Origin of the sequence: Colwellia sp. 6M3, from assembly GCF_014077595.1 — a bacterium.
In the GTDB taxonomy this organism is placed as follows: Bacteria; Pseudomonadota; Gammaproteobacteria; order Enterobacterales; family Alteromonadaceae; genus Cognaticolwellia.
Map to the genome: position 1 here is coordinate 62,687 of NZ_JACGWF010000002.1, position 20,384 is coordinate 83,070.

General features: G+C 36.8%; 18 protein-coding genes and 1 other annotated feature. Of the genes, 13 read left to right on the forward strand and 5 right to left on the reverse strand.

Going from position 1 to position 20,384, the window contains the following annotated elements; all coding sequences use genetic code 11:
• Positions 1-33 precede the first annotated feature (33 nt).
• The gene (locus tag H4J50_RS00780; RefSeq protein WP_182253875.1) at positions 34-1,971 is read left to right on the forward strand and encodes a methyl-accepting chemotaxis protein; all 1,938 of its coding nucleotides are present in this window, start codon (positions 34-36) and stop codon (positions 1,969-1,971) included.
• A gap of 68 nt (positions 1,972-2,039) precedes the next feature.
• Complete coding sequence (pssA, locus tag H4J50_RS00785) at positions 2,040-3,371, forward strand: CDP-diacylglycerol--serine O-phosphatidyltransferase (RefSeq protein ID WP_182253877.1); 1,332 nt, start codon at positions 2,040-2,042, stop codon at positions 3,369-3,371.
• Between the two features lie 90 nt (positions 3,372-3,461).
• Here pssA and H4J50_RS00790 read toward each other — a convergent pair whose 3' ends face one another.
• Positions 3,462-4,217 carry an ABC transporter substrate-binding protein gene (locus tag H4J50_RS00790; protein WP_108457416.1) on the reverse strand — a complete coding sequence of 252 codons (756 nt, stop codon included), beginning with the start codon at positions 4,215-4,217 and terminating at the stop codon, positions 3,462-3,464.
• A gap of 111 nt (positions 4,218-4,328) precedes the next feature.
• Positions 4,329-5,027, reverse strand: coding sequence for a 2OG-Fe(II) oxygenase (locus tag H4J50_RS00795; RefSeq protein ID WP_182253879.1), 699 nt, complete (start codon positions 5,025-5,027; stop codon positions 4,329-4,331).
• A gap of 177 nt (positions 5,028-5,204) precedes the next feature.
• Here H4J50_RS00795 and H4J50_RS00800 point away from each other — a divergent pair, with 177 nt between their 5' ends.
• The 8 genes from H4J50_RS00800 to H4J50_RS00835 all read left to right on the forward strand — a co-directional run bounded on the left by H4J50_RS00800 (position 5,205) and on the right by H4J50_RS00835 (position 14,592).
• Positions 5,205-5,600 (forward strand): thioesterase family protein, encoded by a 396-nt coding sequence (locus tag H4J50_RS00800; protein WP_108457414.1) that lies wholly within the window; start codon positions 5,205-5,207, stop codon positions 5,598-5,600.
• A 266-nt stretch (positions 5,601-5,866) separates the two neighbouring features.
• Entirely contained in the window at positions 5,867-6,553 is a 687-nt protein-coding gene (ssb, locus tag H4J50_RS00805) for a single-stranded DNA-binding protein (RefSeq protein ID WP_404842730.1), read from the forward strand.
• A 144-nt stretch (positions 6,554-6,697) separates the two neighbouring features.
• A complete protein-coding gene (locus H4J50_RS00810) occupies positions 6,698-7,885 on the forward strand; it encodes a site-specific integrase (protein ID WP_154903933.1) in 1,188 nt (395 codons plus the stop codon).
• A gap of 18 nt (positions 7,886-7,903) precedes the next feature.
• A complete protein-coding gene (locus tag H4J50_RS00815; protein WP_154903934.1) occupies positions 7,904-9,394 on the forward strand; it encodes a site-specific integrase in 1,491 nt (496 codons plus the stop codon).
• Entirely contained in the window at positions 9,391-11,463 is a 2,073-nt protein-coding gene (locus tag H4J50_RS00820) for an integrase (RefSeq protein ID WP_154903935.1), read from the forward strand. The genes H4J50_RS00815 and H4J50_RS00820 overlap by 4 nt, the downstream gene beginning before the upstream one ends.
• A complete protein-coding gene (locus H4J50_RS00825; RefSeq protein WP_154903936.1) occupies positions 11,460-11,870 on the forward strand; it encodes a hypothetical protein in 411 nt (136 codons plus the stop codon). Before H4J50_RS00820 ends, H4J50_RS00825 begins: the two co-directional genes overlap by 4 nt.
• Entirely contained in the window at positions 11,870-12,391 is a 522-nt protein-coding gene (locus H4J50_RS00830) for a hypothetical protein (RefSeq protein ID WP_154903937.1), read from the forward strand. The genes H4J50_RS00825 and H4J50_RS00830 overlap by 1 nt, the downstream gene beginning before the upstream one ends.
• The gene (locus tag H4J50_RS00835) at positions 12,388-14,592 is read left to right on the forward strand and encodes an AAA family ATPase (RefSeq protein ID WP_182253881.1); all 2,205 of its coding nucleotides are present in this window, start codon (positions 12,388-12,390) and stop codon (positions 14,590-14,592) included. The genes H4J50_RS00830 and H4J50_RS00835 overlap by 4 nt, the downstream gene beginning before the upstream one ends.
• Positions 14,593-14,907: 315 nt before the next feature.
• Here H4J50_RS00835 and H4J50_RS00840 read toward each other — a convergent pair whose 3' ends face one another.
• The gene (locus tag H4J50_RS00840) at positions 14,908-15,735 is read right to left on the reverse strand and encodes a hypothetical protein (RefSeq protein WP_182253883.1); all 828 of its coding nucleotides are present in this window, start codon (positions 15,733-15,735) and stop codon (positions 14,908-14,910) included.
• Positions 15,736-15,782: 47 nt separating this feature from the next.
• Here H4J50_RS00840 and H4J50_RS00845 point away from each other — a divergent pair.
• Positions 15,783-16,963 (forward strand): IS3 family transposase gene (locus H4J50_RS00845; RefSeq protein WP_086007400.1). Its coding sequence is split into 2 segments (ribosomal slippage): positions 15,783-16,041 and positions 16,041-16,963, totalling 1,182 coding nucleotides; the frame shifts between segments, so codons are not numbered across the junction.
• 203 nt (positions 16,964-17,166) lie between these two features.
• Positions 17,167-18,386, forward strand: a protein-coding gene (locus H4J50_RS00850; protein ID WP_089368775.1) for an IS3 family transposase whose coding sequence is annotated in 2 segments (ribosomal slippage) — positions 17,167-17,446 and positions 17,446-18,386 — 1,221 coding nt in all. Because the reading frame shifts where the segments join, the coding sequence is not laid out codon by codon here.
• Positions 17,445-17,561 (forward strand) — a sequence feature (AL1L pseudoknot). (Overlaps the previous gene by 117 nt.)
• A 1-nt stretch (position 18,387) precedes the next feature.
• Here H4J50_RS00850 and H4J50_RS00855 read toward each other — a convergent pair.
• Together H4J50_RS00855 and H4J50_RS00860 are read right to left on the reverse strand one after the other, a co-directional pair.
• Positions 18,388-18,867 carry a DUF6932 family protein gene (locus H4J50_RS00855; RefSeq protein WP_182253885.1) on the reverse strand — a complete coding sequence of 160 codons (480 nt, stop codon included), beginning with the start codon at positions 18,865-18,867 and terminating at the stop codon, positions 18,388-18,390.
• A gap of 302 nt (positions 18,868-19,169) precedes the next feature.
• Positions 19,170-19,382 carry a hypothetical protein gene (locus H4J50_RS00860; protein ID WP_154904246.1) on the reverse strand — a complete coding sequence of 71 codons (213 nt, stop codon included), beginning with the start codon at positions 19,380-19,382 and terminating at the stop codon, positions 19,170-19,172.
• Between the two features lie 451 nt (positions 19,383-19,833).
• Here H4J50_RS00860 and H4J50_RS00865 point away from each other — a divergent pair, with 451 nt between their 5' ends.
• Positions 19,834-20,340, forward strand: a complete 507-nt coding sequence (locus H4J50_RS00865) for an excalibur calcium-binding domain-containing protein (RefSeq protein ID WP_154904251.1) — start codon at positions 19,834-19,836, stop codon at positions 20,338-20,340.
• The last annotated feature ends 44 nt before the right edge of the window (positions 20,341-20,384 follow it).

Consider the following 20,384-nt stretch of genomic DNA (forward strand, 5'->3'; position numbering starts at 1 on the left):
GCATTTTGTAGATAATCAATGATAAGAGTGACTATGACGCTAATATTCAAACCCGCAATTGCTATTTCGAACTCACTAAGATTTAAAGCTAAATTCTCGCTTTTAGCCTTCATGTTTTACCTACCACTGATTGCCAGTTTCATCTGGATTGTAAAACAACAATTTCACGATCTAAGTCAATATCAACAAGAGTTATTGGGCAACACTCAGATAACAGCCATCATTGAGCTCGAGCAATCTGTTGGGGATAATCGTTTAACGCTATCTGGTAGTAATGCTATTACCAGTCAAATCGAGCAACTGACCCTAGCCGAAAACAATAAACAAACACTGCTTGATGGTTGGCAAAACTTACAAAAAAGCGAGAGAAGTTTTAACGATTTTTCAATGTTTTACGATAAAACGTTTGCCTTAAGAGAAAACTTAGCTGCAGTAAGTGGTTTGTCGAGAGAACCGGATCCACAAGCTTTTTATCTTGCTGAAGCCGCGTTGATAAGAATGCCCGCTTTAGTTGAATACATTGGTAGGATTAAAGATTTAACGCGCAGCATTATAAATAGTGGCGGTTTCAGTGCTGAAACATATACGCGGCTAGTAGCTTTAGATAATCGTCTAGACGAATTACAGCTACAGTACGCAAAAACCATTGAGCAACTCAAACGTGTTGCTCCTGATATGTTTAATGACTATTTAACGCGATATGATGAAGTAAACCAGTCGGTAGACAATTTTCAAACATCACTGCGCAGAGACGTTATTAATCCCGACAGCATTCAATGGCGTGCCGCTAAAGCAGAAAGTTTAGGTGATGCGCAATACAAAAATCAGCAAAATTTAATGGTTTTGTCAGATCAACTGTTAGTTGAGCGAATTCAAAACTTAAAAGATAGTAGCATGCAGGCACTGTGGTTATTGTCGAGCATACTTGTGATAATTATGTTGGCGATCAGTTATTTATTGGTGGGTATTTACCAATCGTTGAGTGAAAATGTTAACAAAATAAATTTAGCGGCAGAACGATTAGGTAATGGTGATTTCTCATTTGATATTGTCAGTAGTGCTAAAGATGAGCTTGGTGATATTGCTCGTCGTTTTAGCCAAATGCAGCATAAAATTCATACGCTATTAGCGCGTGTCGCTAATGATGTATCGGTACTAAAATCTGCAGCGGCTAATATCAATAGCCTAACCGATGCGATGGAGAAAAATATCGCTCAACAGCAACAAGATACTCATCAAGTTGCCAGTTCTATCAATCAAGTTAATGACTCTGTGCAAATAATTTCATCAAATACCGCTGATGCCAAAACCCTGACCGAACATGCGTACACCAGTGTTAATCACGGTGAACAAGTTATTAGTGATACTGCAAGTGTGATCACCGCTATCTCTTCTCAAGTACATTCTTCCGCTGAAATTATTAATGAACTTGCGGAACATAGTACAGATATTGGTAAGTTTGTTAATGTGATCAGAGAGATAGCAGATCAAACTAACTTACTCGCCTTAAATGCCGCAATAGAAGCTGCACGAGCAGGTGAGCAAGGTCGAGGTTTTGCCGTAGTTGCTGATGAAGTTCGAACGTTAGCAAGTAGAACGCAAGACTCTACGAGCGAAATTCAACGAATTATTGAGCAATTGCAATTAGGTACCAGTCGGTCAGTTGAAGCGATGAAAAACGGTGTTGAACAAGCTGAACAAGGTGTTGAAAAAACAGCGCAAGTCGCTGATACCTTTCAACAGGTAAGTCAAAGCGTTACTGAAATAGTTGCCGCGACAACTGAAATATCAAATGCGGTAGAACAACAACGCAATATGGTGGTTGGTATCACAGGAAATACCCATGATATTGCTGAAAGTACTGATAGTTTGTTACAGTCTGCTGAAGACGCTGCCAATGCGGGAGCTAATATTTCTCAACTTGCAGAGGATCTTGCGGTACAATTAGCGCAGTTTACTCTGAAAAAATAATTACCTAGACTGAATGAATAATAATAAAACATATAAATTTTCTATCTCGCACGCGGTCAACCGTTAATATGGTTGCCGTTAATTCTATGGTTGGCATAGCTGCCACAGATATCGATATTGCTAATACTGCTGCTGATTTTAAGCAATTGCTATTGGCAGAAATTGCCCAAGCGACTTCTCGTATCTATATTTCTGCGCTTTATATTCAAGACGATACTGCAGGCAGAGAAATATTGGCTGCCTTATACCAAGCTAAACAACAAATCCCAACGTTAGATATTTGCTTGTTTGTAGATTTTCATCGAGCGCAACGTGGTTTGATTGGAGATAAAGAATCTGGCGGAAATCGAGATCTTTATTTAGCGCTTGAACAGCAACATCAAGTCTCTATTAAGATTTATGGCGTGCCAGTTAAGCGTAAGGAATTGCTTGGCGTTTTACATTTGAAAGGAATGGTAATCGACAATGTTTTACTTTACACCGGAGCCAGTATTAATGATGTTTATTTACAGCAAACTGAGCGTTATCGCCTTGATCGCTATTATCGCCTAAACAGTCAGGCATTAGCGGATAATTTTTGTGAATATCTCAACCGCTGCTTTATTGATTCAGCTTTGGCACCTCTGTTAAATCAGGGTGAAGTGCCTAGTGCAAAAAAAATTAAACGAAAAATTATTCGTTTAACTAAGTTGTTAAAAGTTGCAAAATATAAACTGTTAAACACAAATAAACGTGGCAGTAACTCTGCTGAAATACAAGCGTCTATGTTTGTTGGTTGTGGCCGAAGAGGTAATCAACTGAATCGTGTGATCAGAGACTTAGTTCGTAATAGCCAAGAATCATTAATTATTTTTACACCTTATTTTAACCTACCCAAACCTTTGCTAAGAGACTTAGATGCCGCACTAAAACGAGGTGTTAAAGTGACTTTAACAGTGGGAGATAAAAAAGCTAACGACTTTTATAATGCGGATGAAACAACCTTTTCAACGGTTGAAATTGTGCCTTATATTTATGAGCGCTTGCTGGTGAGTTTCTTATCTCGACGTCAAAAGCACCTCGACAATGGTAACTTGTCACTAAGGTTGTGGCAGGACGGTTCAAACAGCTTTCATTTGAAGGGTATAGTCGCAGATAATCGCTATCACCTATTAACAGGAAGTAACTTAAATCCGCGTGCGTGGTCGCTTGATTTAGAAAATGGTATTTTGCTCGACGACGAAAAAGGCCAGTTAACGGATAAATTCAATGCCGAATTTAAACGCATTACCGAGCACACAAAAATTATTCATAATATAGCTGACATTGAAAGCGTGCATAATTATCCAGATAAGCCTCGTAAATTATTAAAACGTTTACGTATGACACAAATAGACAGGTTATTAAAACGCTTTCTATAGCTACACGATCGTCAATGTAATATAGATTAATTTTAAAGACTTAAAGTAAAAGCATAATGACACCATTATGCTTTTTTATTGTTGATATGTTTATTTTAACGCTAGAATTTTTTTCGGTTTCGACAACAAAGTGTCGTATTGAGCATGTTGATATTCTGCTTCACTGATAAAGTACTGCTGTAATTTATTATCTTTCACTAATTTGATAATTTTTTTATCATAAGTTTTTTGCAGCTTTTTACCTTTTTTTGAATCCGTAAAGGCTAAATATAAATGTTCTTCTTTCCCTATTATTTGATGACTAAAACGGTTTTCAGGATCTGCTAAAGATAAATTAGTAAGATAAGTAACGGCGACATCAACACGCTTTTTATCAATAAGTCTTGTAATATTATCGATGTACTCGACACCATAAAAACGACTAGTACTTGGTAAAAACCGCTCCAAAGCATAATCTTTTTTTCCCGCAACAATGAGCCCAGCTAGGTCATCTGCTTTGTTAATACTTTGTATATTCTCATCGAAAATTGCATATAGAGGGTATTCAATGTCTAAATGATGCTGTGGGAAAATAAGCTGTCGGCTGGTATCTTTATAAGTGCCAACAAGAACATCAGCCCGTCCAGTTTCGACCAGGTTAATGGCGCGACTCCAACTAGTAGATATAAACTCTAATTGATAATGTTCGCCATACACTTCACGAATAATATCCCAGTATGTGCCTGTACCATCAATATTGGTATATTCTTGCCACTCTTCACTGGCGACGGTTAATACAGGTAAGGGATGTGAAGCAAAGCTCTGGCTACTAAAAAAGACAGCAATAACTATAAGTATTTTATCCATAAAATATTAATTTAGTCCCATTATTGTATATTTTTCTGCTTATTTATTCTGAAAGCTGTTTTATGTAAAACGTTAACTATAGCCAAGTATAAAAGCAGTTCAATTATTATATTAACTTGCCGTGTATATTTGTTGTGCTGGGTTATAACTCATCCAAGACGTTAGCACGTATTTATTCGATGAGACAGGTATATTGCCTCGATGTGTATGAGTGAAACCACAAGGAGCAATAATCATGCTGCCAGCTTTGGGCTTAATAATTTTATTTTGATAGTAAAACTCTGTTTCACCGCCTTCTTCTACATCATTTAAGTAAATAATAAAAAGAAGTACTCTATGCAGCGCCTTGTTATCACCTAATTGTGGATATATTTCTGAGTGCCAATAACCATAATTACCCTTGCCTTGCTCATAACTTTGCGCGTTAACAGGAGCTAAATTAAATAAATATTTTATTAAATTAAATAAATTTGGCTTGCCTACTTCTTCAAAATTATCAACTGTGAGTATTACGGGTTGCTTAGTTTTAGGGTGTTGTACCGTTAATGAAATGCCGCCAATTAAACTAAAAAAATATTTGCTAATATAGTCAGTAATCTGGTCGCCACAAGCACGTAAAATGGTTTGCAAGGCCGGCTGAAATTCAGCATGTTGGTTCAGATATATATCTTGGCTGAGTTTTTTAGTGGTATCGACACCACCACCCGTTCTCCCTGCTACTTTATGTTTGCTGTTATCGAACTCTTTAATAAATTTTGAGCAAAACTCTGGGCTTAGTGCGTTTGGGTATACTTCTATAAAATCGGTCATGGTCACATTCTTATTATTAATCTGAACTAAGCATACAACAAACCGCTACTAATTTAATTACCTTGTTGAAAAATCTCTGTAGAATGTTGAAATAAAAATTATTTTAACGTGTTTTTATATCGGCGAAAACCACCGTATATCAAGACATATATTGCAAAAATGATATAGAGAATCAGAATGATAAATGAAAGTATAAAACCAAGGTTTTGCGAAACTGACGGTTTAGGACATATTAATAACACGGTAGTTGCACAGTGGTTTGAGGGTGCAAGAGACCCTGTTTTTGAATGGTTTACACCAGATTTAAGCTTAAGTAACTGGAAGTTGATTTTGGCTAAAACCACCGTTGAGTTTCATGCTGAATTGCAATACGGTGCTAAAGTAGAGTTAAAAACTTTTATTAGTCGTATAGGCAATAGCTCGTTTGATGTTTATCAAGAAGCGTGGCAAGCCGATAAAAAGTGTGCGTCGGGTACTGCTGTTATGGTGCACTTTGACCATCAAGCTAAAAAATCTCAAAAAATTTCTGCAACAACAATCGAATGTATGAAAGCCCATTTTATTGAATTATAAAGGCTAATATTGGTCTTAATTCTCACATGTCGAGAACTGGGGAATAGACCCAAGTTTCTGCTTAAACATAGAGATAATGATAAGCAGTAATTCAGACCCGAGTGATAAAATATTTCAGAAAAAATCGTGTAAATCTAGCGTAATTTTTTACCCGTAGTGATAGAATCTGAATATTGTTATTAAAAATAAATATTCTAAGCGAGCTGACGCTTAGGTAGTGTTAAATAAGTAAAGTATGACTTTACTGTAAATATAGGATTTTGTTCATGGCTGGTGTCAATAAAGTAATTATTTTAGGTAACTTAGGGAAAGACCCTGAAGTGCGTTTTATGCCTAACGGTGGTGGGGTTGCTAACCTTACTATTGCAACTTCTGAAAGTTGGAAAGACAAGCAAACGGGTGAACAAAAAGAAAAAACTGAATGGCACCGTGTAGTTATGTTCGGTAAATTAGCCGAAATCGCTGGCGAATATTTAAAGAAAGGCTCTAAAGTTTATATTGAAGGTGCTTTGCAAACACGTAAGTGGCAAAACCAACAAGGCCAAGATCAATATACAACTGAGATAGTTGTTCAAGGTTTTAACGGCACAATGCAAATGTTAGATTCTCGTGGTGGTAGCGGTGCAGGTGCAGGCGGATTCAATCAACAAGCACCTCAACAATCAGGTGGTTTCCAGCAGCAAGCCCCAGCTCCACAACAAAGCAGTGGATTTAATCAGCAAGCAGCGCCTCAACAAGCTTATAACAAACCTGCGCAACAGTCTGGAGGTTATCAACAACCAGCACCGCAGCAATCAAACTCAAACTCTCAACAATCTGGTGGATATCAGCAGCAGTCAGCGCCTTCGCAGTCTGGTGGATTTGGGCAGCAATCAGGTGGTTTTCAACAGAATGCACCAAAAGTAAACCCACAAGAACCAACGATTGATTTTGATGACGATATACCATTCTAGTTCTGGAACTTTTAAAGTGTAAAGAACTTTTATGATAAGGCCCTTTTTTTAAAGGGCTTTTTTTATTTTCATTGTAAAATTAAATTGACAGTGTGTTTTTGTATGCTATAAATATACCAAATTAATATTGTAAAGATTTGATTTATGCAGATACGTAAAGTCAGAAAGGATGGTGTTAATGAGATTGGTTGTCTTGTCGTAGATCAGAACGGAGTTCCTATAGATAGAATATGCCGCTACAGTCTAATAGAGCTTTCAGGTCGAGCCGACAGCACGCAGTTAAACATTACGCGACACATTATTCATATTGAACGATGGGCTGAGCGTATGGATATTGATCTAGAGGAAGAAGTTTCGCTTTATGGACTGAGTAGAGGTGAGTTATTTATATCTTTTATTCGCCATCTTGAAAGGTATTCCAAGGAGTTAGGAAAAGTTACACCTATCATTAGTGGAACAGTCGAGCCAGAATACTTCAATCAACGTGTAGATGCATGCATAGATTACTTTGACTATTTAGTTGGCAGAGCTATAAGTCGACGTCGTATTGGTGATCCAGTAATAAGACGTATTGAGGTTCTTTCCAGAAGGCTTTTTAAAAAGTTAAAGGGTCGTAAAAGGGTAAATTCAAAATCATCATCCGTTACAGGACTTTCTCCTTTACTTCAATCTTCACTTTACAAAGGGCTTGAAAATCCAAGTTATTTTGGTTGGTCTAGAAGTACCGCATTACGAAATAAACTTATTATTCGTTTATGTTATGAAACTGGGATACGTCGAGGTGAACTTCTTTCTTTGACAATCGATAATTGCCATACAACAAAACTAGGACACGGTGAACGACCATATATTTATACTACGCAAAACGTTATGTATGAAGATCCTCGTTCAGAAGTTCCACATGAAAAAACTGAAAGTCGGATTATTCCAATTTCATCTAATTTAGCTGATTTGGTCAATGAATATAAGGTTATCAGAAATATCCCTAAAGCAGCCATGAAACAGCCACCTTTTCTTTTCTTGTCAAGTCACCACCCACATAACCCTTTATCATTATCCGCATTAACATCAATCTTTGAAGCCATAAAAGTAAAGATACCAGACCTTGGTACTTTTGGGCCTCATCGTTTGCGCCACACATTTTTTGAAAACCTAGATCGTTTGATGTATTCGAAAGGATATAGTGATGATCTAAAAACAAAAATAAAAAACTCTATAGGTGGCTGGAGACCGAATTCTAGACAAAGTGAAAATTATGAAAAGCTTGCTACTTTAGAGCAAAGTATTGAAGCCCTAAGTAGTTACCACGATGAATTAGAGAATACTCAATAGTAAAGGAAGTTATAGTTTATGAAACCTAATGTAGTTCTGAGTCATGAGCAGATAACAACTGCTACTTTTGATTATTCAGATAAAGAGATAGTTTATGACCCTTATCCAATAACTCAAAGTGGGCAACATCTTGATTTAACTGGAGATGATTGCCGATTACTTCCTGAGCGAATACTTATTAATTTCAAATTAGTTGATCCTTTAATTATTGAACACGCGAAAGCATGGATTTCATTTGCCTGTAAAAAGTACGCAAATGAAACGATATATAATCAATTTTTACTTTTAAGGGCATTTCACTTTAACAAAGCTTTTAAAAATGAAGATGAGATTAACGATCACATTGATGAACAAGTTCGAGATGTAATGACACAAAGTCGTAGCGCTAACCCTAAATCCATGTTGAGAATAATTTATGGTTGGTTTGTAGAAGAAGATTTTCCTTTTTTTGATGAAGATTTCTTTGATCTCTACTTAGATACACTTCGATTTGGGTCTGATGAGGGTAAAGGAAAAGACGTTTTAATGGTGCTTCCAAATAGAGGTCCTTTGATGCTTAAAGAGCAAAGGATATTTAGGGAAAAACTATCTAAAGTTAAGCTGAATGAGCTTTCAATTGAAGAACATCAAGGATTAGTTGCACTAAAAATTGGTCAAGTATTAGGAGCTCGTAATATTCAGGTTATTAGGCTTCAATTTAAGCATGTGATGATGGAAGAAGGTAATGCTCCATTTATTTTTTTACCCAGAGCAAAACAGCGCGGATTTAAAAATAATAATACATATAAAAAAAGACCTATAACATTGACCCTATATAAAATGATTCAAGACCTCAAAAAACGTTATTTAGAAAAAGAGAATTACACTGAAAACCCTGAGCATTTCATATTATGCCCCGCAACAAAAGAAACACATAATTATGGAAGTTTAAGACTTAGACCAGTAACTTTTTATCAGCGAATAAAAGCTATAAATAAAAAGCTCTCTATTACTTTCAAAGTTACTAATCGGCGTTTACGAAAAACATTTTGTACGCAGTTGATTGCTAAAGGTACTCCATTGAAGGTTGTTGCTGAACTAATGGATCATAGCGATTTGCAGCAGCTGGAAGTTTATTACCGACATACTCACCATGTTGCAAGAAAACTCGGAGATATTTTAAATACAGAGGCAAGTGATATTCTTGATGCCTTCAAAGGAAAAGTTATTGCATCAGACCAAGCTTCGCAATCAGGTCAGCAAATATTTGCACCTACAAAAGATCAGTCATTACATCTCATTGGTAGCTGTGGCAGCATCTTGCCATGTGGACTTAACCCTCCTCTAAGTTGCTATGGATGTCAGTCTTTAGAAGCTTTTGACGATGCTGATCATAAGGGAGTGGTTGAGCTATTTGTTGAAGAGACCAAAAGTACATTTGGTGAATCCCATGCAATAGAAATACTAAAGCATAAAGATTTTTTAGCTGCATCACAGTTTGTACAAAAATTTGAGCGAGGTGAAATATGAGTAATGTTGTCTCATTATTACCCCGTACTGGAGAGGACGTCCAATCAAATCTCGATAATTTGGTTACGTTTTACAAAAAAAACTCACCTTTCAAATCCAAAGATTCCTTTGATTGGGCTGGTTTATATTGGGATGTTAAAGGAATTTGCAAAACACAAGCTCGGAAGGCTGGGTACGAACAATACATATATTTTAATCGAGACAACCAAAAAGCTGTAAATGTTAAAACTTCACGAAAGGAAATGCGACCTTTTCACCATGCTGAATTGTCTAATGTTCTAAAATGTCATATTACAGCAATTCAGATTGAGTCACAAAAAGATGTTGGCACATTACAAATTTGGGTTAATGCGTATCGTTATTTAGACAACGTATTGTCTCAAACAAACAAAAAAATAGCAGAGCTTTCCACTAATGACTTCAGATTAGCAGAGCTTGATGCAGAAAAGAGACTGGCGGCTTCAACATTTTATCGTATCGGAAGCAAACTAGAGGGTATTTGTAAGTTTATAAATCGAATGAAATTAGCTAAGTATAAAATAATTTTCAGAAAGACGGCTAAACGTGGAAAAACACATACTAATAGTGACACAAAAATAGATTCAGCATCTATAGATGAAAGAGCTAAAAAATTACCATCCAAGTATAGCTTGATTTGTGTCGCCACACTGTCCAATACAGATCTGAAAGGCGATGATGCATTGTTTCAAGCTATTGTTGAAATAATGTTTGCGACGGGCTTTAGGTTTGATGAGGTTATTTCATTAGATGTGGATTGTTTATATGAAAGAGAAATTGAGGAACGTAATGTTTTAACTGGAAAGCTGGAAATTTTCAATGTCCATGAAATACGTTACAAAGCGAAAAAAGGAGGCGGATATAGCTCAAAAACAGTTGTTGATTGCTTAGTACCAATTTTGGTAAAAGGTTTACAGACTGCCATTGATTTACTCTCCCCAGTTAGGAACTGTATAGAACAGCTTGAGGAAAAAGAATATGACTTTTTCCCTGAGCTTGATTTTCAACATGAAATCCCTGCCTCTGAGGCATGTCGTCTACTTGCGTGGTCCAGTAATTCAAATTTTCAAACTTTTCTGCGAAAAAGAAATATCACAATTAACGCTAGAGTTGTAGAAGGCGCTCAAGGAAAACCAATAAAGGTAGCTACAATATCGCCTATAGACGTCAAAGGTGTGACGGCTGCTTTGGCTTCACAGTCAATAAAAGAACTCTGGTCAGTCGTTAAGAATACAACAGTGGCAGATAAGTTACATCGTATGATTTTTGTAACACAACACCAACGTCACCATGCACTGAAATCTACAGAAGCATGGAAGTTCACTCTCATCACACACACACAGATATCTGATTATATTTCAGGTCGTCCCGAGCTAGGTGTAAAAAGTATTTTTGAACGTAGAAATTTGGTATATGAAGATACACCTATACGCCTCACATCACATCAGTTCAGACATTTCCTTAGTACAATGTTGGAATTATGCGATACGGTTTCGGAAATTGAAGTTGCTAGGTATTTTGGGAGAAAATATATTGGTGATAACGAGGCATATGATCATACTAATAAAGCTAAAGTAGTCATGGATCATGCGCATAATATTATTGCTTCATCAGGCATTTCAAGTGAGCAAGCAAAAGAAGCTTCAATATTATTTACGCTTGTAGATCGAGAAGAAGCAATTGACACAATAGATGACTTAACGACAACACTAACAACAGCGATAGGGCTATGTAAGCATGACTATAACGATAGTCCTTGTGGTAAGCATTACGCTTGTTTACGTGGATGCGCTGAGTATTATCGCGTTAAAGGACGTGAGAAAGAAATTCATGAAGTAAAGCGTATTTTTGAACAGCAAAAGCTTCATGTTGAAGCGGCTAAAGATTCAGTCGAAGAGAAGTATCATAATGCAAATAACTGGTTAGCTTCTCATGAAGAACTTCTCAATGGGTGTAAGATAGCATTAGATATTGAGGGTAATGATAGCATCGCTGTCGGAGAGCGTGTACAGGTTTTCCCTGAAGGAAAAACGAAGTGTGAGGCTATATGAAAAAACAAGCTAGGTTAAACTCAGAGTTAGAGAAAGAAATTTGTAGTCAAATTGTCTTACTTGCCTCTCGCTCTAAAAATGGCAAAGTAACATGGGCTAAATTGGCTGAAATGAGTGGCTTTACACGTCAGGCATTATCAGCCAATCAGGTGATTTCTAATGCTTATTCTGAAATTAATGGTACGCAGAAAGAGGTTGTCACTGCGGAAAAACGTATTGAAAACTTGGAAGCTCAGTTAATAAAACGAAAAGGTGAGTGTGAGCGTCTTAAAAGCATACTTAAGGAGTATGACAAAAAATATGCACGTTGGTTGTACAACGCCACTAATGCTAATTTGAGTATTGATGAGCTCAACGCACGGATACCTGAATCAATTAAAACAGCTGGTAGAAAAAAGAGTCGCTAATGAGTAATTTATTTGATGTAGAAGCCGAGCTTTCCGATTTTAACTTAGATCGTATGCACCCATCAGGTAAAGCAAACCTTATTAAAGTTGCTGGGTTGATAGGAGTATTAGATACAGCAGCTTGGATGAGTTACATCGATAATGGATCTCTGGATTTAAATGCAATAGCCAAAGAGTTAAAAATTGCCCGTTCAAGTTTATATCAAAATGAACATATTAAAAGCTATATAATTTTAAAAGCTAAAGCACTTAAAGTTCAGGGGTATATACTTGAATTGCCTTACCAATCACGAGATAAATTAACTAAGAATAATAGTAATATTAATTATTTCAATAGTGTAAAAAGAGATGAAGTAATTAAGGTAGAAAATGCTGAAATTAAAAGTCTCCAATTACAAGTTTCAGAATTATCAGCCAAAATTGACAATTTGAAAACTGAATTACGAACAGCAAAAAATCAGTTAGCAAAAGTAGATGTTCGCTCTGATTATTTAACACGATTTGGACGTTTCATTCGATGATGATGCAATATGCACGGCCTATTACTATTCGTGTTACACGTAGTGCTTGTCACAGCAGAGATGGGGCTATATTTAATGGTGTTGAAATTGATCCGTTAACTTTCAAGAAAATTAATAAACTAGAGCATTTTATTGTTCTTATTGAAGACTCTGATCAAGATGTTATTGTTTCTACAATAACAAAGGGTATGTTACTGGATGTTACTCCTAAAGCAAAGCTTACAATCACTACAGATTCAGTATTGAAGCGATTCTTAGTCACAACTAAAAAGATTGATTTTTTGTCTCCTCAAGGCGCATTAATCGCAGATTTAATTGGTACTGGTAGTCGGTTTAAAGGCATTGGTCCTGTCAAAGCGCAGAAGCTTTGGGCTGTATTTGGTGAGCGCCTGAGTGATTTATTAACTCAAGGTGACATTGAAGCTTTAACTCAAGTACTTTCTTATGAAACAGCTGTTCGAGCTATTGATGCGTGGCAGATCTATCTAAATCTTGATGCTATGCGCTATTGTAATATAACTCTAGGATTAGATGTTTCAGTATCGCTCAGGGTAATTGAGTTTTATCAGAATGAGACTATCGAAAAATTGAATAAAGATCCATATCTGCTTCTTGCTTTTGGATTATCTTTTATTGTATGCGATGGGATAGCTAAAAAACTAGGTTTTACTGAAGATTCGCAGGTTAGGGTATCCGCAGCTATTGAAGCGGCGCTTTACGATATATTGAATAGTGGAAGCACGGTTGCAACATATGAATCTATTGTAGAGGCACTGGGGCGGTATCTGGCATCAGGTAATATTGAAGCTATAGAAAAAGAAAGCCTATTATCAAAGGTACTAGAGATTGATTGTGATAATTACGTTCTTTTAAAAGAAGGCGCTTTTCAAAGTAATGGTGCATTCTTGATGGAGTCTTTTATTGCTGAGACCCTAGCTAAATTGATTCAAACTCCCTCTCAGAGCTTAATTGCAAAGACTAGTATTTCAGACATATTACTTAAGTATGAGAGGGAGAAAGGTTTTTCATTGACGACATGTCAAATTAACGCCTTAGATAAAGCGCATAAAAATCGATTTTGTATTATTAATGGTGGTGCCGGTGTAGGAAAAACAACATTGTTAGATGTGCTGTATCGTGTATTTGATAGCATGGATATAGCTCCAATTCAATTAGCTATTTCCGGGAAAGCAGCTAAACGAATGAGTGAGGCGACAGGTCATAAATCTTTTACTATAGCTAGATTCTTACGAAAATTTGATTTTAATCAAAATACAGAATTTGCGGTTGTAATTGATGAAAGCTCTATGGTGGACTTACCAAATATGTATCGCCTCTTGAAGTTTATCCCTAGTAAAACCCGAATAGTAATGCTTGGTGATACGGGGCAATTACCACCGATAGATTTTGGTCTAGTCTTTCATGAACTTATTCAATTGAAGCTCATTGCTAAGGCTACTTTAACTGAGGTGAAACGTCAGGGGGAGAACTCTAATATACCATCTGTGGCAAACTCCGTACGTCAAGGTATTATGCCCGAATTAGAGCACTTCGATGTGAAATATACTGAAGTAAATGGTTTTGGCAAAATCAAAGCTTTGGCAGCTGAGTTTTATTGGGAATCACCAAATATCACACAGATTATTTGCCCAACTAATAAAATGGCGGACTCTATTAATGAGTTGTGCTCATCTGTTAATAATAGACCTGAGATACATATCGTCACAGAAGAGTTTGATCACTTTCTTAGAACAGGTTTTCGCCTAGGTGATAAAGTGATGTGCTGCAAGAATTTTTATAATCTAGATTTAATGAATGGCTCTTTAGGGGAAGTAATTAAAGTATATAAAAGGCATGCACTACGCTCTTTGGAAGATAATACTCCCTTGAGCTTTGGGCGGATTTTATGGGACGATGGTTCAGAGCGAGAAGTAACAATAGAACTCATTAATGAATTAAAGTTGGCATATGCCATGACAATTCATAAAAGCCAAGGTTCTCAATTTGATCGTGTCATTATTCCTTTAGATAGGACTTTAAATTTAGATCGAACAATGCTTTATACTGCAATAACACGAGCAAAAAAAGAAGTCATTTTTATTGGCAAATTAAGTGTTTTTTCAGATGCATTGAGTAAAGATTTTTCCAAATCTCGATCTGTTCATTTAGGTGCTAAACTAAAGTGTTTTTTAAAGGAATAGAATGAAAATAACACTCTTAAGTTCACTGCGAGCTTGCTGTAAGTAAGGTAATCATAATATATACAGAGCGACTTAATACAATTACAGTTAGAAGATTAAACGTTTGAATAATTTTTATTTATAATATGTTCAGGAAAAATGAGAAAGCTATTTGCTTGTCATTTTGTTATCCAGAATCTGGTGAAGCTTTATTCAAAAAGTTATATGTACTTTGGCCATGAATTAACCCGCAAAGTGAATACTCGGCGGGCTATCATATTTAGCCTATAACGAAAAGTCTTAGTAGCAATAATAGGCATAGAGCTATTAGAAGTACTATTTAAACCTTAAAAGTCTATATGAAACCTTTTCCACTTTTAGCTTTGAGTTTCCAATATAGTTCTTTTGAAATGTGGCTGATACTCTATTGCCTATATTTAAGGCTTGAACGTGAGCAAGTAAATCATTTGAGTATGTAGATTTTATCTCCTCGCCATTATCTTGGAGAAGACTAAATTTACCATGTTGGGATAGTAACGTTATTTTTCCAGAAATGTTGGCCGTTTCAGTTCTACGTATATCAATAGAAGAAAATCTTTCCTGAAATGAATGTATATTCTTTTTTGATCCGTCCCATACCCTAACCCTACCATTTAATGAGTCAGGCCAGCTTAGCTTAACGGATAAGCCTTGTTTATTAATATCGGTTATTAATGTATGAATTGATGCTAAAGAGTGTGAACCGATATTAGATGCATGCTCAATAAAGTCAGTTTCATCAGATGAACCTAAAATGCTAAAAAGTTCTTTAAAAGTATCATGAGTTATATTGCCAGCTAAATCACCAACTGAGTCGGCTGTCATTACAACTCTTGTAGAGCCCGGTGATGTCCCTGCAAATCTTAGGTTTAGTAAATCTTTGACTGTACTCGTTGTTTTACTGGAGTTTTTACCTGTAGTAATTTTGTTGGCTGCTCTGTGTATAGATAGTGAGATCTCTTTTAGTAGCTTCGAAATAAATTCAATAGGAGCTGAACCAGAGTTAACAGAAGCACCTATTAATCTAACCTCTAATACTTCTTTTAAGCTTTGAGTATCTAAAGACTCTTGTTGTTGATTTCTTAAATCACTAAGTGTAGTGGTACAGTGATTTTGGCCACCCATTAAGAAAGAAATGTTATGCTAATAAGCATACAAATTTGGGTGAAAAAATGACGAAATTAAAACGCGCAACGTATTCTGCGGCAATCAAATTAGAAACAGCTCAGCTTGTAGTTGACCAAAGTTATACTCAAGAAGAAGCAGCCAAAGCGATGGGGGTGGGTAAATCAACCGTCAGTAAGTGGGTTACTCAATTAAAGCAAGAGCGGAGTGGCCAGACACCATCTGCTTCACCAATGACGCCCGAACAAATTGAAATCCGCGAACTTAAAAAGCAAATCCAACGCATTAAATTAGAAAAGGATATATTAAAAAAGGCTACCGCTCTCTTGATGTCCGACTCCCTGAACAATTCTCGTTAATTGAGAAACTAAATCAACGAGAGCGTTACCCAATTAGCGTGCTGTGTAACGTATTCAATGTGCATCGTAGCAGCTATAAATATTGGGCTATACGGGATACAACGCCGACGCCAGAGCAAATAAGGCTAGAAGCTGAAGTTAAAGCCATACATGCAATGAGCGGCGGCTCAGCTGGGGCGCGGACAATCGCGGCAATAGCAACGAACAATGATTTTGAATTGAGTCGTTATCGTGCTGCTAAGCTAATGGTTAAATTAAAGCTTGAAAGCTGCCAAGTACCTCAACATTCATATAAACGCGGTGGTAATGAGCACCTTGAAATTCCAAATCTGCTTGATAGACAATTTGATGTTGTTGAGCCAGATACCGTGTGGTGCGGTGATGTGACGTATATTTGGACAGGCAATCGCTGGGCCTATTTAGCGGTCGTTGTTGATTTGTTTGCACGTAAAGTCGTTGGTTGGGCAATGTCGTTGTCGCCAGATACTAACTTAACGCTAAAAGCGCTTGAACTCGCGTATGAAAGCAGAGGTAAGCCAAGTGGACTGATGTTTCATTCAGACCAAGGTAGTCATTATACAAGTTTAAAATATCGTCAACGTTTATGGCGCTATAAAATTACACAAAGTATGAGCAGGCGCGGAAATTGTTGGGATAATGCGCCAATGGAGCGATTTTTTAGAAGCTTTAAAACGGAGTGGATGCCAAAGGTTGGATACGAAAACTTTAAAGATGCTAAATATAGTGTGAGTGATTATATCAACGGGTATTACAACAACGTTAGGCCACATCATTATAATGCCGGTTTAGCGCCAAATGAATCTGAGGTTAGATACCAAGATTCTAAAGCTGTGGCCAAATTTTATTGACCACTACAAAGATGATAGTCCAATGACTTACTGGCAAGTTTCGAAGAAAATGAGTCACTCTTATTTAGAGTATCAATTAACTCTTCTACATGTGATTGTCTGGAAGACAAGCAATCAAATTTCATATCTTTAATCATAAGAAAATCCTCGCAATGAATCGCCCCGTGTTTGCCAGAGACTCAATAACTTGAGAAACTGGAACTATGAAAAAATCAAATCGCTATACATCAGAATTTCGTGAACGTGCAATTAGGCTTGTTACCACACAACAGCATGAATACCCTTCTCTTTGGGCTGCGCTAGTATCGATTTCAGATAAACTGGGATGTACCCCAGAAACACTTAGAGCATGGGTCAAGAAATCTCAAGCTCAACCGTCTAAACCCTCTTCTAATACGCAATCAACTGAAGAACGCCTTGCCGTCTTAGAGCGCGAGAATAAAGAGCTCAAGCGAACGAATGATATCCTGAGGCAAGCTGCCGCTTTTTTCGCCCAAGCGGAGCTCGACCGCAAACAGAAGTAATAGTGGATTTTATTGATGCTTGCAGAGAGCATTACGGTGTCGAGTCAATTTGCAAGGAATTGCCGATTGCACCATCAACGTATTATTCTCATAAACAGATACAAAGAGAGCCTGAGCGACTGTCTAACCGCAAAAAGCGTGATGCTGAGCTGATAATACTCATTCGCGAAGTGTGGGAGGATAATATGTCAGTTTATGGTGCAAGAAAAATATGGAAGCAGCTACAGCTTGACGACCATCAAGTCGCCCGCTGTACAGTCGAACGATTGATGCGAGTTATGGGAATTCAAGGTGTTCGTCGGGGTAAAGCACATAAGACAACGATACCTGACGAGCAACAAGATAAGCCACTTGATTTAGTTAATCGTCAATTTACTGCTGAGCAGCCAAATCAACTTTGGGTAGCTGACATCACCTATGTTGCCACATGGAGTGGGTTTGTTTATGTCGCTTTCGTGATAGATGTTTTTTCACGATACATTGTAGGTTGGCGTGTATCAACGACAATGCACACAGAGCTTATTCTTGATGCGTTAGAGCAAGCTATTTGGCATCGTGGCAACCCCGAAGGGTTAATTCACCACAGCGACAGAGGCAGCCAATATTTGTCTATACGATACACTGAGCGACTTGCTGAAGCTGGAATTCAAGCGTCTGTAGGCAGTGTGGGTGACTCTTATGACAATGCATTGGCTGAAACAATAAATGGATTATTTAAAACAGAGATTATTCGCAGAAATGGCCCGTGGAAGAATGTTGATGCTGTTGAATACGCAACGTTAGAGTGGGTCAATTGGTTTAATAATCAACGCTTATTATCTTCAATTGGGTATATTTCACCAGCTCAATATGAAACAGACTACTATGATAATTTAAACGAGTCAGGTAAAGTGGCCTGACTTAAACAAACTGGTCTCCGATGAACTCGGGGCGATTCACAATACCCTTAGGCTTTTCATCTCTATCAAACAAAAACCACCCTCTCCAATAACTACGGTTTACTACGTCATCTTCACTACAAAAGTACACATCACAATTATAGTTCACTTTTGTATGGTTGTTATCGACTAGAGTAATAAAAGCATCCTTCAACTCTATCGGTAGTGATTCTAATTCGCAAGTTTTTGCAGATATAACAAGATCAATATCATCAGGCTCAAGTTTTTCTGTAGTAAAAGAACCGTCGATCCAAATTTCAATATTTACACCAGCCCTATTAGCCAAACTATTTACTTGCTCTATGTATTCTCGGAGCTTTGTTGTAAGCATAATACGACGTTTTGAGTGTGGGAATGGTTCAGCAAACATTTTGTAGATATCTGCTTTATCGATATCATTAAATCCTGTTGATTTAAAAAGAGAAGGATAAGAAATTTTCATATTTTCTAGATTACCGCAATACTTTCCATGTTATTTAGATGCAATTTAACTCATTTTACATATGCTTGTACATATTAAAATTTAACCTAATTTTATTAGGTTTAACTAAATTACAAAATATAAAATGAGTAATAAATTAGAATAAGTCACTGTAAAAGGTTCAAATATAACTTCAGATAGACTGTCCGCAATTCTCTATCAGCAGGTAGTAGAGCGTAATCTAAGCTATCATTCTACTAGTACAATGTGCTAATGGGGTATAGCTGCAAGAATGGGAGTTAAGAGTCCTTTCTTTCTTTTAACTAATCTAGATTATTGTTAACGTTTTTATCAGGGTTAGATACAGGTGTTTTGATACCATTGATTTTACGAACATGGTAGTTACTATAATTACCATGTTCAATTTTCTTAACAAACTGACTTCTTGTCATGTCGTTATTAGTGTAATTATCGTGGAAAGTCGTATTACGACCAGTGGAGTTTTCGCCTGTTGTCGTCACTCGTTTTCTACCCATATGTCACCTTTAGGATGGTTTTGTTTATATATCGTACCAAAAAATGTACTTTTTGCATACTAATACTGGTTGAGTATACAGTTCTAAGCTCTAGGTTTATTTTGAATGAGACTTAACAGATTACGATAAACTTTGTGCTTCCGGCTACGCAACAGTTATTAGGCGTGAATCCCTTCAATTGAGCTCATCGCAGGTTGATAATTCAGATATTTATACAGGGTATAACTATGAAGTACTTAGTAACACTCACTTTTATAATTATATTTTCAGTTTATTCATATGCAGGTCAAAGCATTTTGAATGGTCTTGTTGTTAAGCCTGAACACAGATGTTCACCCTATAATAAAAGAGACCAATACCCTTATACTCAGAGTTTAGAGGATAAGATCGTGAGAAGCATGGGAGGGCTGGATATGGACCATATTCAGGAAAGTATTTTTATAATGATAGAATGACAGACATTGAACACATTGTTGCAGCATCTGAAGGTCATGATAGCGGTCTATGCAGTGCGACGAAAAAAAGACGGATACAGTTTGCAACTGATCCTTTAAATTTAACTCTTGCGTCACCGAAGAACAATCGATGTGGCAAAGGAGGAAAGTGCGATTTTGACGCTTCTGAATGGTTGCTGAAAAGAAATAAGTGCTGGTTTGCAAACCGAATTATAGAAGTAAAAAAGAAGTATGGGCTAGGTGTAGATAAAGATGAAGCTGACGCTTTAGAATCTATATTATCTAAATATGATAGTGTTGAAATGATTTTTTATCCAGATGAAGGATCTAGTAATAAGTATTCATCTAAAAAAAACGACGTGCTCACATTATATGATACAAATAATAATGGTCGAATTAATTGTTCCGAAGCAAGAGAACATGGAATTTTCCCCGTTTCCTTTGATCATCCTGCCTACGAGTATATGAATGACAGAGACGGGGATGGGACTGCTTGTGAGTAAGGCTTCGCAGCATTACAGAACCTTTATTATCTGTATTCAGTAAG

Excerpts from the sequence above, each read along its gene's own strand:
- H4J50_RS00830 (WP_154903937.1), top strand. The coding sequence starts at position 11,870 with ATGAGTAATTTATTTGATGTAGAAGCCGAGCTTTCCGATTTTAACTTA.
- H4J50_RS00860 (WP_154904246.1), bottom strand. The coding sequence starts at position 19,382 with ATGGGTAGAAAACGAGTGACGACAACAGGCGAAAACTCCACTGGTCGT.
- H4J50_RS00780 (WP_182253875.1), top strand. The coding sequence starts at position 34 with ATGACGCTAATATTCAAACCCGCAATTGCTATTTCGAACTCACTAAGA.
- H4J50_RS00855 (WP_182253885.1), bottom strand. The coding sequence starts at position 18,867 with ATGAAAATTTCTTATCCTTCTCTTTTTAAATCAACAGGATTTAATGAT.
- H4J50_RS00810 (WP_154903933.1), top strand. The coding sequence starts at position 6,698 with ATGCAGATACGTAAAGTCAGAAAGGATGGTGTTAATGAGATTGGTTGT.
- pssA (WP_182253877.1), top strand. The coding sequence starts at position 2,040 with ATGGTTGCCGTTAATTCTATGGTTGGCATAGCTGCCACAGATATCGAT.
- H4J50_RS00865 (WP_154904251.1), top strand. The coding sequence starts at position 19,834 with ATGACAGACATTGAACACATTGTTGCAGCATCTGAAGGTCATGATAGC.
- H4J50_RS00825 (WP_154903936.1), top strand. The coding sequence starts at position 11,460 with ATGAAAAAACAAGCTAGGTTAAACTCAGAGTTAGAGAAAGAAATTTGT.
- H4J50_RS00790 (WP_108457416.1), bottom strand. The coding sequence starts at position 4,217 with ATGGATAAAATACTTATAGTTATTGCTGTCTTTTTTAGTAGCCAGAGC.
- H4J50_RS00800 (WP_108457414.1), top strand. The coding sequence starts at position 5,205 with ATGATAAATGAAAGTATAAAACCAAGGTTTTGCGAAACTGACGGTTTA.
- H4J50_RS00840 (WP_182253883.1), bottom strand. The coding sequence starts at position 15,735 with ATGGGTGGCCAAAATCACTGTACCACTACACTTAGTGATTTAAGAAAT.
- ssb (WP_404842730.1), top strand. The coding sequence starts at position 5,867 with ATGGCTGGTGTCAATAAAGTAATTATTTTAGGTAACTTAGGGAAAGAC.
- H4J50_RS00820 (WP_154903935.1), top strand. The coding sequence starts at position 9,391 with ATGAGTAATGTTGTCTCATTATTACCCCGTACTGGAGAGGACGTCCAA.
- H4J50_RS00835 (WP_182253881.1), top strand. The coding sequence starts at position 12,388 with ATGATGATGCAATATGCACGGCCTATTACTATTCGTGTTACACGTAGT.
- H4J50_RS00795 (WP_182253879.1), bottom strand. The coding sequence starts at position 5,027 with ATGACCGATTTTATAGAAGTATACCCAAACGCACTAAGCCCAGAGTTT.
- H4J50_RS00815 (WP_154903934.1), top strand. The coding sequence starts at position 7,904 with ATGAAACCTAATGTAGTTCTGAGTCATGAGCAGATAACAACTGCTACT.